Consider the following 15,602-nt stretch of genomic DNA (forward strand, 5'->3'; position numbering starts at 1 on the left):
TGTTATCGTTCTCTAGAATACCTTACAGAGAACTTCCCCTCCTACTCTGAGTTTACGAGCGCGTTTTCCCGTCATCACACCTTTCGAAGTCGAAAGGATGAGCGTTCCGATGTTATTTCGGAACGGGCGGATTTCACCAGATTGGATGTATACTCGACGACCAGGAGTGGATACTCTCTCGATCATACGAATTACTGGTTTTTTTTCCGTGTCGTATTTTAATTTCACTTGGAAGTCATCAAAACTTCCATTTTTTACAGTTTGAACATCATCTACAAAACCTTCTTCTTTAAGAAGATCTAGGATGGACTTTTTGATTTTGCTACCAGGAATCACACAAAGCTCATGTTTAGCTTGTTGTGCGTTTCTGATTCTTGTTAGCATATCTGCGATTGGATCTGAAAGACTCATACTTACCTTAACCTAATTACCAGGAGGACTTTTTCACACCGGGGATCTGAGCCTTGCTAGCAAGGTCCCGGAAGCAAAGACGACACATATCAAAGCGGCGCAAATAAGCGCGTGATCTACCACAAAGAGGGCAACGATTGTACTCTCTCACTTTGAATTTTTGCTCTTTGGCGTGGCGTTCCATCATTGATTTTTTCGCCATGAGTAATCTCCTACTTACCTGCCGTTCGGTAAGGCATACCGAAGGCTTGGAATAATTCGAACGCTTCTTTGTCCACTTCCGTGTTCGTTACGAAAGTGATATTGATCCCGTAGATCGTATTGATTTTATCAAAATGAATCTCAGGGAAGATGATCTGTTCTTTTACGGACAGGTTATAATTTCCTCGACCGTCGAAACCTTTTGGGTTTACACCGCGAAAGTCACGAACCCGTGGAAGAGCCACGTTAATGAATCTGTCAAGGAACTCATACATATGATGACCACGAAGGGTTACTTTGCAACCAAGCACCATTCCCTCTCTCACTTTGAAACCCGCAATGGATTTCTTAGCAAAAGTTTTCACCGGTCTTTGGCCTGTGATTTGACCAATTTCTACAAGACAAGCTTCCATCGCTTTTGGGTTCGTGTGAGCTTCGCCCATACCAACGTTGATTACGATTTTTTCTAGTTTGGGAACTCGCATGACACTTTGGAAGCCGAGTGACTTTTGGAGTGTAGGGCGGATTTCCGCTTCATATTTTGATTTAAGCCTAGGTACCATAACTATACTTCTTTCCCTTCTGGTCGAGTCACTCGTACGGATTTACCATCCTTCTTGGTAAAGCCCAAGCGTACAGCCTTAATTTTCTTCTTTGGCTTCGCTTTGTTTTCTGCTTTTGCGTCGTGAAACATCACATTGGAAATATGGATTGGGAATTCGATCTCAATCGCGCCACCTTGAGGGTTCTCTTGAGTTGGGCGTACGAATCGTTTTCTTTTGTTCACACCTTCGATATAAACGCGGTCTTTGCGTTTGTCGATTGCTAGAACTTTCCCTTTTTTTCCTTTTTCTTTACCGGAAATCACAAGAACTTCGTCGTCCTTTTTGATTTTCGTTTTTTTGAATTTAGTGGGCTCGGAGCCTCTATATGCTAATTTAGCTGCCATTCTAGAGAACCTCCGGAGCGAGAGATATAATTTTCATGTATTTTTTATCGCGAAGTTCACGGGCAACAGGTCCGAAGATCCTGGTTCCTTTTGGATTCCCTTTGTCATCAATGATGGCAACGGCATTGTCATCGAAACGAATGTAAGTTCCATCTGGACGACGAACTTCTTTTTTCGTTCTAACAACAACTGCTCTTTGAACCGCTTTGTTATGCACTTTTTTACCTTGCCCGTCACGAAGACCGTATGCAGGTTGTGCTTCCTTAACAGCGACGATAATTTCGTCACCAAGCGTTGCGTAGCGTTTTTTGGAACCGCCAAGCACTTTAACGCACATGACTTTTTTCACACCCGAGTTATCGGCTACTTGTAAAATAGTTTCTTGTTGAATCATACTAATTTCGCCTTCTCAATTACCTTTACAAGTTTATGGTGTTTCTGCTTAGAAAGTGGTCTTGTTTCCACAGCGATGACTCGATCACCAACTTGACACTCGTTCTTCTCATCGTGAATTTTCACGCGTGAAGTTCTGGTCATAATCTTCTTAAACCGTGGGTGCACTTTTCTTGTGATGATTTCGATCACTACAGTTTTATCCATAGCATCGCTCACAACTACACCCTGAATGGTTAAAGACTTTTTAGAGTTTTTATCTTCCATAACCTACTTCTTCTTACCTTTGCCTGTTTTAGCAGCTTTTGGCGCTGAACCAGCTTTCGGTGCGATTTGTTTGAGTTTGCCTTTTGCTGTTAGTTCCTTCTCACGAAGGACAGTCAATGCTTGGGCAATTCTCTTCTTATGATTGCGGATTAGTTTTGGGTTCTCAAGAGATCTTGTGACTCCAAACTGAAATCTGGCTTTTCTTACTTCTTCGGAAGAGGAAAGAATTTCTTTCTTTAAATCTTCTGGAGAAAGTGATTTGAAATCGTCTTTCATAGAACGTTCCTCTTAACAAATGAAGTTTCTACTGGCAGTTTAAATGCTGCTAGGTGAAGAGCTTTTCTTGCTGTATCTTCATCAACACCAGCCATTTCAAAAAGAACTCGTCCTGGTCGGATTTCAGCAATCCAGAACTCAGGGTTACCTTTACCTTTACCCATACGAGTTTCGGCAGGTTTCTTAGTGATTGGTAAATGAGGGAAGATCCTGATCCACAATTTCCCACCTCGTTTTACTTGGCGGTTGATAGTAATCCGTGCAGCTTCGATTTGGCGCGCAGTGATACGACCGGAAGAGATGGCTTTTAGACCATACTCACCGAACGCAACGTAAGAACCTCTTTCGTCCTTACCTTTTAAGCGCCCTCTTTGGCGTTTTCTAAATTTTACTCGTTTAGGTGCTAACATGATCGTTTCTCTTTAGTACTTCTTAACTCGTTCTACGTTTTACAGCGTATTTATCTTCATCGGACTCTTCCTTAGTTGGGAAGTAGTCACCTGTATAAGTCCATACTTTCACACCGATTTGTCCGAAAGTGGTAAGGGCTTCTTTGAATCCAAAGTCGATTTTGGCACGAAGAGTATGAAGAGGAACTCGTCCTTCCATATACTTTTCTGTTCTTGCCATATCAGCTCCATTCAAACGTCCGGAGATTTGGATTTTTACGCCTTCCACTCCACCGCGCATCGCACGACGAAGTTCCGCTTTCATCACTCGACGAAATGGCATCCTTTGTTCGATTTGAAGGGCAACCGTTTCAGCAATTGCTTGTGCAATCACTTCTGGTTTTTTCACTTCGATGATGTTCATCCCAATCGGCTTATCTGCGTATTTTTTAAGTTCTTGTTTTACCGCTTCAATGTTTTGGCCTTTTTGACCAATCACCATACCTGGCTTAGAAGTATGGAGGTTTACGTTGATTTTTTCAGGGAATCTTTCGATTACGATTTTCACAACGGAGGCGTTTTTGAATTTCTTCAGAAGGAATCTACGGATCTTGATATCTTCGTGAAGATTTTTAATGTAATCTTGTTTGGAAAACCAAATAGAATCCCAATTACGTGTGATTCCGATTCGTAGTCCGATTGGATTTACTTTCTGACCCATAAATTAGCTAACCTTCTTTTCGATTTCAGATACGACAACTGTGATGTGGCTAAGGCGTTTACGGATCCGAGAAGCACGGCCACGTGCTCTTGGGCGGAAACGTTTCATGATTGGGCCGTCATCCACATAGATTTTTTTAACATAAAGTGAACTTGGATCCAAACTTTCATTCATTTGCACTGCGTTCGCAACTGCCGAGTTCAAGAGGTTGATGATCATTGAACTTGCTGCTTTGTTTGTAAAACGCAAGATATCAATGGCTTCTTTGTAATCGTATCCACGAACTTCATCAGCAACCAGGCGAGCTTTTCTGGCAGAAATTCTGAGGTGTTTTCCTACTGCTTTTGCTTCCATCACTCTACCTATTTCTTCGCTACTTTTTTGTCTCCACCATGGCCTTTAAAGGTTCTAGTGGGAGCAAATTCACCGAGTTTGTGACCGATCATGTTTTCGTTTACATAAACAGGAACAAACGCTTTGCCATTATGAATCATGACTGTATGACCAATCATATCTGGATAAATGGTACTTCTTCTTGACCAAGACTTGAAGGGAGTTTTTTTCCCTTCAGAGTTTAGGCTCGTAATTTTTTTCATGAGGTGGTCGTCAATGAACGGACCTTTTTTTAAGCTTCTAGCCATGAGTATCTAGATCCTACCTATTCCTGTTTTTCTTACGTCTTTGGACAATAAAACGGTCAGACGGTCTAGTCTTACGTGTTTTAAATCCTTTCGTAGGTTTACCCCAAGGAGTCACAGGGTGACGACCTCCGGAAGTTCTACCTTCACCACCACCGAGTGGGTGGTCCACAGGGTTCATAACGACCCCTCTTACTTTCGGTCTTTTTCCTAACCAGCGGTTACGTCCCGCTTTTCCAATGATGACCAAGTTATGGTCTTTATTGGAAAGTTCTCCGATCGTTGCTAAGCACTCTTTACGAACCTTTCGGATTTCCGAAGAAGGAAGTTTAAGAGATACATAGTCACCATCTTTAGCGGAGATCACAGCAAAAGATCCTGCCGTGCGAGCGATTTGACCGCCTTTTCCGATATGTAGTTCAATGTTGTGAACGTTAGTTCCTGCAGGGATTTTATCTAAAGGAAGTGTGTTCCCTAGTTTGATCTCGGCATTTGCACCAGATTCAATTTTGTCCCCAACTTTTAAGCCGTTAGGAGCCAAAATGTATCGGTATTCACCATCTGCATAACAGATAAGCGCAATAAAAGCAGAACGGTTTGGATCGTATTCGATTGTTTTTACAGTCGCAGGGATTCCAAATTTATTACGTTTGAAATCGATGATCCGGAACTTTCTTTTGTTACGTCCACCTTTCCGTCTAACAGCGATACGTCCCTTATTGTCACGACCAGCCTTATAAGAAATGTTAGCCGTGAGCGGTTTGTAAGGAACCACTTCTGTGATTTCTTTGAAATCTAGAACCGAGTAATACCGGCTAGATTGCGTTGTGGGTTTAAGTTTTCTAATTCCCATAATTAAACCTTAGCAAAATCCAAATTTGCTCCGTCAGCAAACGTCACTACAGCTTTTTTGTAATGAGGTCTTGGGGACGGCATGTTTCTAAAACGTTTCATTTTCCCACGGTAAACGGCTACGTTTACAGCAGTTGGAACTACGTTGTACATTTGTTTCAGGGCTTGTTTGATCAAAGTTTTGTTCGCATCCGGGTGGACTTTGAACGTATACTTGACAGTTCTTTTTCCCATACGTTCTCCAATTGTTTGCAGGTCTTGCGACTTTTCTGTAACAACTGGTGATAAGATTACATTCTCTAGGTTCACTGTCTTATCCTTTCTTAGAATACTGAGCCTGAAGCTCTTTTAAAGCGCTTTCAGAGATTACTAAATTGTTATTATAGAGGATGTCTCGGCAAACGACTCGTTTGCTGTTCACATATTTGAGGTTCTCTATATTGCGAGTGGATCTTTTGAGGAATTGGTTTTCACCAGCTACCACCAAACCCACGTTACCCTTCTCTGCAATGTCCATGTTCTTCAAAATGTTGTAGATGGACTTTGTGGAGTAAGAAGAAGGTTCTACGTCTTCTATGATCGCGATTCTGTTTTCTTCTGCCTTTTTGTTAAGGATGGAGAGAACAGCTTTCTTCTTAACGCTGCGTGACAAGTTAGAGGAATAATCTCTTGGTTTTGGTCCATGAATGATACCACCACCAACGAAATGTGGAGCTCTTATGGATCCTTGTCTTGCACGACCAGTTCCTTTTTGAGCCCATGGTTTGATTCCCCCACCGCGAACTTCGGAACGATCCTTAGTAGAATGTGTTCCCTGTCTATTGTTCGCATTTTCAGCCTTAACCGCATCATAGATGGCTCCAAGCGAAATGCCGGTAGCAAATAATTCTGCCGGAAGTTCAACTTCGCTTACGAATACGCCTTCTTTATTGTATTTACGCGCTTTCATGTTCTACCTATCTATTTATCCGATTTTTTCTATCGTAACGATACCGCGTTCCCTTCCTGGAACCGGACCGGATACAAATACCAAATTGGCGTCTGCATCAATTTTTACTACTTTCAGGTTTCGAACAGTGCTCTGTTCAGAACCCATTCTTCCACCCATCTTCAAACCCTTGAACACACGTCCAGGAGTTGTATTAGAACCAATCGAACCAGGGTGTCTTTGGAATCTGGAACCGTGTCCAGCAGGACCACCGGCAAAACCGTGGCGTTTCACAACACCTTGTGTTCCCTTTCCCTTAGAAGTTCCGGTTACTTTCACCGTGTCGTTCAAAGCAAACACATCAGCGAGTTTTACCTCAGCACCAACTGCTACATCTTCAAAACCTTTGAATTCAATCAGAGTTTTTTTAGGAGCGGCAATGTTAGCTTTTTTAATGTGTCCAACTTCAGCCTTCGTCATGTGTTTTTCTTTGGCATCACCAAATGCTAATTGAACGGCTTCGTAGCCATCATTCGCAGATGTTTTTACCTGGGACACAAAACAAGGACCCACGCGTAAAACAGTTACAGTAACCATCTTACCTTCGTTATTGAATATGTGGGCCATGCCCAATTTTTCGCCGATTAAACCTTTAGCCATGGATCCTATCCTTAGGATTTAATATCTACGGAAACTCCAGCAGGGAGTTGAAGCTTCATCAGGGCTTCTACCGTATCTTCATTCGTATTTAAAATATCGATGAGTCTCTTGTGAGTTCTCATTTCAAATTGTTCTCTAGCTTTTTTATTCACGTGCGGAGAACGTAATACCGTGTAGATTTCTTTTTTCGTTGGAAGCGGGATTGGACCGGAGACAGTAGCTCCGGTCCTCTTCGCAGTCGCAACGATTTCAAAGGTTGATTGGTCAATCAACCGATGATCGAAAGCTTTTAACTTAACGCGAATTCTTTGTCCAGCCATTGCGATTACTCAACGATCTCCGCAACAACACCAGAACCAATTGTTCTTCCACCCTCACGGATAGCGAACTTCAAACCTTGGTCCATAGCAATTGGGTGGATAAGTTCGATTGACATCGTAACGTTATCTCCCGGCATAACCATCTCCATTCCACCAGGAAGGTTACAAACACCAGTGATGTCTGTAGTTCTGAAATAGAATTGAGGACGGTAGTTGTTAAAGAATGGAGTATGACGTCCACCTTCGTCTTTTGTAAGAACGTAAACTTCCGCTTTAAATTTTCTGTGTGGAGTGATAGTACCCGGTTTCGCAAGAACTTGACCTCTTTCGATGTCTTCTTTTTTAGTTCCGCGAAGAAGAGCACCAATGTTGTCTCCAGCTTCAGCTTGATCGAGTAGTTTACGGAACATCTCAATACCAGTAACAACTGATTTAGATGTATCACGGATACCAACGATTTCGATCTCGTCGTTGATCTTAAGAACCCCTTGCTCCACACGACCAGTTGCAACAGTTCCACGACCAGTGATTGAGAATACGTCCTCAACTGGCATAAGGAAAGGTTTATCAACAATACGTGTAGGGTTTGGAACGTAAGTATCAACCGCTTCCATAAGTTTAAGAATGGATTTCATTCCTAGGTCGGAATCTTCACCTTCAAGAGCTTTCAATGCAGAACCAGAGATGAAAGGTGTTTTATCACCAGGAAAGTTGTATTTGTTAAGGAGGTCTTTGATTTCCTCTTTAACCATCTCAACCATATCGTCTCTTTCGTCAGCAGCAAGCATGTCAGCTTTGTTTAGATAAACCACGATGTAAGGAACCCCTACTTGGCGAGCCAGAAGGATGTGTTCTTTAGTTTGTGGCATAGCACCGTCAGTTGCAGATACTACGAGAATCGCAGCGTCCATCTGAGCAGCACCAGTAATCATGTTTTTAACATAGTCCGCGTGTCCCGGGCAATCTACGTGTGCGTAGTGACGGTTTGGAGTTTCATACTCCTGGTGGGACGTTGCAATAGTAATCCCACGAGCCTTTTCTTCGGGCGCGTTGTCGATTTGGTCATAAGCAATCGCTTTATTTTTTCCACCAACTAACTTCGCAAGCGTTGTTGTGATAGCTGCTGTTAGGGTTGTCTTACCGTGGTCAACGTGACCAATAGTTCCGATGTTTAAGTGTGGTTTTGAACGGTCAAATTTTTCTTTAGCCATTGTTAGAATCTACTCCTCAATCGTGGTGCAAGACCCGATCCTCGGTTCTTTACTCCTTTAAAACTGCATGAAATTCATAGGTAAAAGCAGTCCTTTCCCAAGAAATGCCAATCCCTTTGGTCATGTTTCTAAGAGCCCCTGAAAAGCCAAGCAGGTTTTGGGCCGGTGCATTGGCTTTTAAGTGACTCTTCCCTGCCACAGCTTCCAAGATGGAGACCACCTTAGCATTTCTGCGACTTAGATCAGAAAGAACTACACCTAAGTGGTCTGCGTCCACCATCACTTCTATTTCCGTGAGGGGTCCGACCAAGTATGTGTTTGAAGGAAACAATTCCTTTACGCCCGCAAGTATTGCTACTTTCAAAAGCGTTAAAGTGGTTTGCAAATCTCCTTTCGGCATCTCATACGAGAGGACACGAAACCTGAGGCCTACAACTTCCTCACCGTAGAACCCGTGTAAGCAGGCTTCCAAAAAGGACGTTTCTATCGAATTTTTTACTTCTTCCGGAAGACTTACCTCGAAGGCAATTTGCTTCGAAAAGTCGGCAGTATCTTCCAGGACTGCAATGAGCGCGCCGCTTGATTTTTGGTCTTCAAAGGCACGATGCTCTAGGGCAACCTTATGAGACATTTTTTTAAGATGCTCTAATTTGGCAATGTTTATCGAACTGAAACTGAGTTTTTTTTCTGTCCTTTCCATGACCCGGCGGACTCCGATTTCTAAATGGAGTTCCCCTCGCCCAAGAAGTACCATTTGTCCGGTATCTTCCTTGTTTTGGAGGACGTATCCTGGATCTTCCCAAACCAGTTCCTCCAAGCGACATAACCAAAATTCTTTTTCCTCGGACAAGTCCGGTTCGATCACCAGAGAAAAGGGACTAAGGGATCGTTCCGACGAGGAACTCTCTGCTTCAGAGGAAAAGCCCGTTGTTCGACTCACCGGATAACCCGGCATAAGAACTAGATTTGTGTGATTTTTTAAGAATACCAATTTACCCTTTTCTAATCTCGTTATGGTTTCTTCCGATTCTGGATCTAGGAATTGAAAGAGGTTTTCCATTGGAGATTGGTCCGCAGAAGGAAGAGCTAGATCTTTGCCTCTCTCGGTGACAAGCCCAGTCCAAAGGGAATGGATCTCTTCTAAACGAATCTCACGGGAAGGATAAATGACGGCATAACGACCGAACTCTGGGTTTGTCCTTCTAGAAAGAACTAGGAGCGGAAGTGTTTGCGATGATGGGTTCTCTGTTTCCTTTGGTTCCGTCCAAAGCACCAAATCCAAAAGTTCCCGAACACCTTCCCCTGTTTTCGCAGAACCCCCATACACGGGATAAAGTTTTCCGGCCTTCGGGCCTGTGTGTAACCCAATCATCGAAAAATCAGTTTGGCCAGAAGGATCATTCCAAGAGGAAATCATCAGATCATCACTCCATGAAATTAATTCCTCTTTTATTGTTTTTGGAAAAACAGAGGGGTGATGGAAATAGAATTCCAATTTGTCAGATTCATTTTTTTGAAAGAGAGCCACAGGAGCTCCACCTAAAATTTCCTCTAAAGAAACAAGAGTGTCCAAATACTCATCTCCAAACCTATCCAGTTTGTTGATAAAAAATATCATAGGAACCGAGGCCTTTGTTAGTTCTTCGATGACAAGGCGGGCTTGTGATTGCACCACTGTCCCTGCTTCTAAAACAACAATGGCAGTTTCCATGGCAGGCAAAAGATCAGTGACTTGGTTACGAAAGTCGATATGACCCGGTGTGTCTACGAGTTGAATTTGGAATTCACCGAATTTAGTTGTCCATGGAAGGGAGTGAAAGGTAGTTCGAATGGAGATCCCGCGATCAATTTCTTCCTGTAAAGAATCGGATTCGGTATTTCCATCTTCGATAGATCCTACAGCAGAAATTTTCCCTGCTTCAAATAAGATCCGTTCGGTGAGGGTTGTTTTCCCTGAATCAATATGTGCAAAAATGCCAACTGTGCGGTAAATCATGGTTTATGGAAATGCGTGAAAATAAAAAAGCCAGGCATAAACCTGGCTCGTTAATGTTTGGAATCGAATAAAAGGGATTACCAGCGGTAGTGGGAGAAAGCCTTGTTGGCGTCTGCCATCTTTCTGATGTCTTCTTTTTTCTTGATCGCAGATCCTGTGCCTTTTTGGGCTTCCATGAATTCTGCGGCCAATTTGTTTTTCATAGATTTTTCGTTTCTGCCACGGCTATATTTGATAAGCCATCTGATTCCAAGCGCAAGTCGTCTTTCTGGACGAACTTCGATTGGTACTTGGTAAGTGACACCACCCACTCGGCGGGATTTTACTTCCACTTGTGGTTTTGCATTTTCCAAAGCTTCTTGGAAAACGGCAAAAGGATCTTGTCCTGTTTTTTTCGCAATGACTTCTAATGCATCGTAGAACACAGTTTCAGCAACACTTTTTTTACCATCTACCATTAGGCAGTTGATAAACTTAGAAATCACCTTGTCATTGTATTTAGGATCGCCTTCGATATGGCGTGGTTCAACTTTTCCTCTTCTTCTAGACATATACCTTTCTCCGATTACGCTTTAGGACGCTTAGCGCCGTATTTAGAACGTCCTTTACGACGTTTGTCCACACCGAGTGTATCCAGTGTTCCACGAATGATATGATAACGAACCCCTGGTAAGTCTTTTACCCTTCCCCCACGGATCAGAACCACGTTGTGTTCTTGGAGGTTATGGCCTTCACCAGGAATGTAAGCTGTGACTTCAATTCCCGTAGTAAGGCGAACCCTTGCTACTTTACGAAGAGCAGAGTTCGGTTTTTTCGGAGTGAAAGTCATTACCCTTGTGCAAACTCCACGTCTTTGCGGGCATGCTTTTAGGGCAGGAGATTTAGTTCTTTTCTTTTGGTCTTCTCTTCCAATACGGATGAGCTGGTTAATTGTAGGCATTCGATTCCTTCTTCTACTTCTCTGTCTTTAAAAAAATAATGACGTTTTCGTCCAAAATTCCAGATAGGGACATTTTGTAAACGAAAACATGATTTTGTCCCTAGAAACTTCTTAAAAGTAACTAGAGACAAAGTTCTTTTGGATTAATCCTCGTCGTCCTCATCATCGGAGTCGTCCGCTTCTTCTTCCAACTCATCTTCATCCTCGTCCTCTTCGGCAACAAGTCTGGAAAGTGTGGCAGTAGAAACAGGAGCCGCTTCGGAAAGTTCCGAAACTTCTTCTTCCTCTTCTTCGGTTTCAAGATCCCAATCCAAATCTCCTGGAAGGTCTTTGAAAACTTCAATGTCACGGTATTTTTTCATACCTGTTCCCGCAGGAATCATATGACCAATGATTACGTTTTCTTTCAGACCCATTAGGTTGTCTGTTTTTCCTTTGATTGCCGCATCTGTTAAAACCTTAGTAGTTTCTTGGAAGGAAGCTGCAGAGAAATAAGACTCTGTGTTGAGGGATGCTTTTGTTAATCCCAATAGAACTGGAGTTCCTTGTGCAGGAGATCCCCCTTCTTTTTCCACTCGGTCATTTTCTTCATCAAAGAGGAATTTATCCACTTGTTGTTGGTTCACAAACGAAGTGTCCCCACTATCAGTGATGATTACCTTACGAAGCATGGAGCGAACCACAACTTCGATGTGTTTATCATTGATATGAACCCCTTGCAGACGGTAAACTTCCTGAACCTCTGAAACCAAATATTCGTGAAGGGCATTTGGTCCTTTGATTGCAAGGATATCATGCGGGTCAAAGTTTCCTTCATCCAACTGGTCACCTCGTTTCACAAAGTCACCTTGGCGCACACGGATTTGTTTTCCGACAGGGATGGCTACTTTTACTTTTTCTTGTTCTGCAGTTTCTGGGATGATATAGAGAATTCGTTTTTCTTTTACGATTTCCCCTTTGTCTTCGATCTTTCCGTCAATTTCTGCCAGTGTGCAGGCATCTTTCGGACGACGAGCTTCGAAAAGTTCATCTACCCGTGGAAGACCACCCGTGATATCACGAGTTTTTTCTGCAATAGATGGGATTTTGAAAATGATATCCCCTTCTCTCACCTTGTCTCCATTTTGGAATTGGAGGAGTGCGTCCACAGGGACAGAGTATCCATCAGATCCAACAATGACTTTCGGAACAAGACGGTCTTTCTTTTGTTCTACAACTTTCAAAATGATATTGGAAGTTTTTGGATCCACGTCACGACGAACGTTTTTACCAATTTCTAAATCTTCCCATTGGATGGTTCCTGCGGTTTCTGATACTGCCACTTCGTTAAAAGGGTCAAACTCAGCGAGTGCTTTGTTTTCTTCTACGATCTGACCTTCTTCCGCACGAAGGATGGTTCCGATTTTTACTGGAATCACAAAGTCATCACCCAAGATTCGAAGAGTGGTTCCTACAAGAGAAACAGTTCCCGCTTGGTCTGAAGTGATTCGTTGTTCTGTCGATTCTCCAACTTGGGTCGCAAATACTTCCCCTTTTTCTAATCTTTGTCCATCCACAACACGAACACTGGAAAGTGAATCAGTATTGAATTCTTGGATCAGCCTGTTTACGATGATGGTTCCGCGACGAGCAAATACTTTTGCAGAATTTGCGTTAGTCACTAGACGACCATTGATTGATTTTACGATAGAGCGATAAGGAACTTTATGTTCTCTTTCTGAAATGGTAGCAGATGCCGCACCACCCACGTGGAAGGTTCTCATCGTTAGCTGTGTTCCCGGTTGTCCGATGGACTGAGCCGCAATGGTTCCCACTGCTTCCCCAATCTCAGCAGGAACTAGGCGCGCCATGTCCATACCGTAACATTTTGTACAAATTCCGTGGCGAGACCTACAAGTAAGAGGTGATCTTACTTTGATTTTATCGTAACCAAGGTTTTCAATTTGTTGTCCAAGAGCTCTTGTGATGAGAGTGTCTTTCGGGAAAACCACTTTCTCAGAAACTGGATCCACTAAATCTTCAGCCGTATAACGACCGAACACTCTGTCCGCGAGAGAAACAATTACGTTCTCCCCTTCTTTTACGATTCCGAGAGTGATGTTTGCTTTTGTTCCGCAATCATCTTCGGAAACAATCACGTCTTGTGAAATATCCACTAAACGACGAGTGAGGTAACCGGCATCGGCAGTTTTTAACGCCGTGTCCGCAAGACCCTTTCTCGCACCATGTGTAGAGATAAAAAATTCTAATACCCCGAGACCTTCCCGGAAGTTGGAACGAATCGCAAGCTCAATGATTTCCCCAGACGGTTTCGCCATAAGACCCCGCATCCCAGCGAGCTGACGGATCTGTTGTTTGGAACCACGAGCTCCGGATGCTGCCATGACGAATACGGGATTGAATCCACCTTGGTCTTTTTCCAATTCCTTAAACATCCCGTCTGTAATCCGGTCATTGGTTTTCGTCCATATCTCGATTACTTTTTTACGACGTTCTTCGTTCGTGATGATACCTTTACGATACTCCATATCCGCTTTTTCAACTTCTTTGTTGGCATCATTGACTAGTCCCTCTTTTTGAGGAGAAACTCGGATATCATCAATAGAGATCGTAGGAGCAAATACAGTTGCGTAACGGTAACCAAGTCGTTTGATTTCATCAAGCATCACAACGGTCATCCCTGGTCCAAACTTCTCGTATACGTCTGCAATGATTTTGTTCGTTTCTTTATCACCGAGGGTTCTGTTGATATACACATAACCTTTTGGCATCACTTGGTTGAAGATAAGCCTTCCAGGTGTTGTTTCGATGATTTTCCCTTCATGTAAAACGGAAATTTTAGAGCGAATTTCAACTGTTTTTGTTTCAATCGCATACATCACTTCTTCGAGACCCGTGAAGAATTTACCTTCTCCTTTCGCGTCTTTCACTTCAGAAGTGAGGTAATAAATTCCAAGAACGATATCTTGTGTAGGTCCACATATTGGCTGTCCGTTCGCAGGATTCAAAATGTTATGCGGTGATAACATAAGCATCCATGTTTCCAACTGTGCTTTTGGAGCCAGCGGAACGTGAATTGCCATTTGGTCCCCGTCGAAGTCGGCGTTAAACGCGTGACATACGAGTGGGTGGAGTTTGATTGCTTTTCCTTCTACAAGGACTGGTAAAAATGCTTGGATCCCAAGTCTGTGAAGTGTTGGAGCACGGTTTAGTAATACTGGGTGTTCTTTCACCACAGTTTCCAATACATCAAAAACTTCTTTGTCTTCTGCTTCGATTTTTTTCTTCGCAGATTTGATGTTTGGTGCTAATTCCAAATCCACAAGGCGTTTCATAATGAATGGTTTGAAAAGTTCCAAAGCCATTTTCTTAGGAAGACCCATTTGGTGGTATTTGAGTTCAGGACCAACTACAATTACGGAACGACCAGAATAATCTACCCGTTTCCCGAGTAGGTTTTGGCGGAACCGACCTTGTTTTCCTTTGAGCATATCGGAGATCGATTTCAGTGGTCGATTTCCTTTTCCTTTGACAGTTCGTTTGCGACGGCTGTTATCAAAAAGAGCATCTACTGCTTCTTGTAACATACGTTTTTCGTTACGAACAATGATCTCAGGAGCTTTCAAAGCAAGAAGACGTTTGAGTCGGTTGTTACGGTTGATCACACGGCGATACAAATCATTAAGGTCGGACGTTGCAAAACGTCCCCCCTCTAGTTGTACCATCGGGCGAAGTTCTGGTGGAATCACAGGAACTACATCCAGAACCATCCACTCAGGACGGTTTCCGGAATCCCGGAAAGCTTCCAAAACTTCTAGGCGTTTAAAAATACGTTTGTCGGAGATTTTGTTTTTATCTTGGATTTTTTGGCGGATCACACGAGCTTCTGCATCCACATCAATACGTGCGAGAAGTTCTTTGATGGCGTCCCCACCGATACCAGCGATAAATTTATCACCGTATTCATCTAAATAATTATGGTATTCATCTTCATCGATGAGTTCCCCTCTGTTCCTTCCGGAATCAGCTGGGTCAATGATCACATACTTCTCAAAGTAAAGAACACTTTTGAGTTGGTTGATGGTCATATCAAGAAGGAGTCCCATACGTGATGGAACCGATCGGTAATACCAAATATGCGAAACAGGAGCCGCAAGTTCAATATGACCCATTCTTTCACGACGCACTTTGGAGTGAGTTACCTCAACCCCGCATTTGTCGCAAACCACTCCCTTATAACGAATGGATTTGAATTTACCGCAGTAACATTCCCAATCCTTAGTGGTTCCGAAGATTTTTTCACAGAAAAGACCATCTCGTTCCGGCTTTAGGGTACGGTAGTTGATCGTTTCAGGTTTTTTGACTTCCCCAAACGACCACTCTTTGATCCGCTCGGGTGATGCCAAACGGATCGTAATCGATTCAAAACTATTGTAATTTCTCATACTTT

Annotated in this window: 21 protein-coding genes; all 21 read right to left on the minus strand. The window is 43.0% G+C overall.

What is annotated here, in order from left to right; genetic code table 11:
* Nucleotides 1–12 precede the first annotated feature (12 nt).
* On the minus strand, nucleotides 13–411 hold the full coding sequence (gene rpsH / locus CH364_RS08665) for a 30S ribosomal protein S8 (RefSeq protein ID WP_002973604.1): 399 nt from the start codon (nucleotides 409–411) through the stop codon (nucleotides 13–15).
* A 16-nt stretch (nucleotides 412–427) separates the two neighbouring features.
* Nucleotides 428–613: a type Z 30S ribosomal protein S14 gene (locus CH364_RS08670; protein ID WP_012476296.1), complete on the minus strand. Its 186-nt coding sequence runs from the start codon at nucleotides 611–613 to the stop codon at nucleotides 428–430.
* A gap of 10 nt (nucleotides 614–623) precedes the next feature.
* Nucleotides 624–1,175, minus strand: a complete 552-nt coding sequence (gene rplE, locus CH364_RS08675) for a 50S ribosomal protein L5 (RefSeq protein ID WP_100743120.1) — start codon at nucleotides 1,173–1,175, stop codon at nucleotides 624–626.
* 2 nt (nucleotides 1,176–1,177) lie between these two features.
* Nucleotides 1,178–1,561 carry a 50S ribosomal protein L24 gene (rplX, locus tag CH364_RS08680; RefSeq protein ID WP_100743121.1) on the minus strand — a complete coding sequence of 128 codons (384 nt, stop codon included), beginning with the start codon at nucleotides 1,559–1,561 and terminating at the stop codon, nucleotides 1,178–1,180.
* Between the two features lies 1 nt (nucleotide 1,562).
* On the minus strand, nucleotides 1,563–1,955 hold the full coding sequence (gene rplN / locus CH364_RS08685; RefSeq protein WP_002974152.1) for a 50S ribosomal protein L14: 393 nt from the start codon (nucleotides 1,953–1,955) through the stop codon (nucleotides 1,563–1,565).
* Nucleotides 1,952–2,221, minus strand: coding sequence for a 30S ribosomal protein S17 (gene rpsQ, locus CH364_RS08690; RefSeq protein WP_012388932.1), 270 nt, complete (start codon nucleotides 2,219–2,221; stop codon nucleotides 1,952–1,954). Before rpsQ ends, rplN begins: the two co-directional genes overlap by 4 nt.
* 3 nt (nucleotides 2,222–2,224) lie before the next feature.
* Nucleotides 2,225–2,497, minus strand: coding sequence for a 50S ribosomal protein L29 (rpmC, locus tag CH364_RS08695; protein WP_100743122.1), 273 nt, complete (start codon nucleotides 2,495–2,497; stop codon nucleotides 2,225–2,227).
* The gene (rplP, locus tag CH364_RS08700) at nucleotides 2,494–2,907 is read right to left on the minus strand and encodes a 50S ribosomal protein L16 (RefSeq protein WP_100743123.1); all 414 of its coding nucleotides are present in this window, start codon (nucleotides 2,905–2,907) and stop codon (nucleotides 2,494–2,496) included. Before rplP ends, rpmC begins: the two co-directional genes overlap by 4 nt.
* A gap of 22 nt (nucleotides 2,908–2,929) precedes the next feature.
* Entirely contained in the window at nucleotides 2,930–3,607 is a 678-nt protein-coding gene (gene rpsC / locus CH364_RS08705) for a 30S ribosomal protein S3 (protein WP_100743124.1), read from the minus strand.
* A 3-nt stretch (nucleotides 3,608–3,610) separates the two neighbouring features.
* Complete coding sequence (rplV, locus tag CH364_RS08710; RefSeq protein ID WP_004783773.1) at nucleotides 3,611–3,961, minus strand: 50S ribosomal protein L22; 351 nt, start codon at nucleotides 3,959–3,961, stop codon at nucleotides 3,611–3,613.
* Nucleotides 3,962–3,969: 8 nt separating this feature from the next.
* Nucleotides 3,970–4,248: a 30S ribosomal protein S19 gene (rpsS, locus tag CH364_RS08715; protein WP_100743125.1), complete on the minus strand. Its 279-nt coding sequence runs from the start codon at nucleotides 4,246–4,248 to the stop codon at nucleotides 3,970–3,972.
* Between the two features lie 13 nt (nucleotides 4,249–4,261).
* Entirely contained in the window at nucleotides 4,262–5,098 is an 837-nt protein-coding gene (rplB, locus tag CH364_RS08720; RefSeq protein WP_100721553.1) for a 50S ribosomal protein L2, read from the minus strand.
* A 2-nt stretch (nucleotides 5,099–5,100) separates the two neighbouring features.
* Nucleotides 5,101–5,406 carry a 50S ribosomal protein L23 gene (locus CH364_RS08725; RefSeq protein ID WP_002973792.1) on the minus strand — a complete coding sequence of 102 codons (306 nt, stop codon included), beginning with the start codon at nucleotides 5,404–5,406 and terminating at the stop codon, nucleotides 5,101–5,103.
* A 4-nt stretch (nucleotides 5,407–5,410) separates the two neighbouring features.
* On the minus strand, nucleotides 5,411–6,046 hold the full coding sequence (gene rplD / locus CH364_RS08730; protein WP_100743126.1) for a 50S ribosomal protein L4: 636 nt from the start codon (nucleotides 6,044–6,046) through the stop codon (nucleotides 5,411–5,413).
* 15 nt (nucleotides 6,047–6,061) lie between these two features.
* A complete protein-coding gene (rplC, locus tag CH364_RS08735) occupies nucleotides 6,062–6,685 on the minus strand; it encodes a 50S ribosomal protein L3 (RefSeq protein WP_002974191.1) in 624 nt (207 codons plus the stop codon).
* Nucleotides 6,686–6,696: 11 nt separating this feature from the next.
* Nucleotides 6,697–7,005 carry a 30S ribosomal protein S10 gene (gene rpsJ, locus CH364_RS08740; RefSeq protein ID WP_002974412.1) on the minus strand — a complete coding sequence of 103 codons (309 nt, stop codon included), beginning with the start codon at nucleotides 7,003–7,005 and terminating at the stop codon, nucleotides 6,697–6,699.
* A gap of 5 nt (nucleotides 7,006–7,010) precedes the next feature.
* Nucleotides 7,011–8,216 (minus strand): elongation factor Tu, encoded by a 1,206-nt coding sequence (gene tuf, locus CH364_RS08745; protein WP_002974170.1) that lies wholly within the window; start codon nucleotides 8,214–8,216, stop codon nucleotides 7,011–7,013.
* 49 nt (nucleotides 8,217–8,265) lie between these two features.
* Complete coding sequence (locus CH364_RS08750; protein ID WP_100743127.1) at nucleotides 8,266–10,212, minus strand: elongation factor G-like protein; 1,947 nt, start codon at nucleotides 10,210–10,212, stop codon at nucleotides 8,266–8,268.
* A 77-nt stretch (nucleotides 10,213–10,289) separates the two neighbouring features.
* A complete protein-coding gene (gene rpsG / locus CH364_RS08755; RefSeq protein ID WP_100743128.1) occupies nucleotides 10,290–10,763 on the minus strand; it encodes a 30S ribosomal protein S7 in 474 nt (157 codons plus the stop codon).
* 14 nt (nucleotides 10,764–10,777) lie between these two features.
* Nucleotides 10,778–11,152 (minus strand): 30S ribosomal protein S12, encoded by a 375-nt coding sequence (rpsL, locus tag CH364_RS08760; protein WP_004783543.1) that lies wholly within the window; start codon nucleotides 11,150–11,152, stop codon nucleotides 10,778–10,780.
* Between the two features lie 143 nt (nucleotides 11,153–11,295).
* Nucleotides 11,296–15,597 (minus strand): DNA-directed RNA polymerase subunit beta', encoded by a 4,302-nt coding sequence (rpoC, locus tag CH364_RS08765; RefSeq protein ID WP_100743129.1) that lies wholly within the window; start codon nucleotides 15,595–15,597, stop codon nucleotides 11,296–11,298.
* Nucleotides 15,598–15,602 lie beyond the last annotated feature (5 nt).

The sequence above is a fragment of the Leptospira harrisiae genome (assembly GCF_002811945.1).
Classification (GTDB): domain Bacteria; phylum Spirochaetota; class Leptospiria; order Leptospirales; family Leptospiraceae; genus Leptospira_A; species Leptospira_A harrisiae.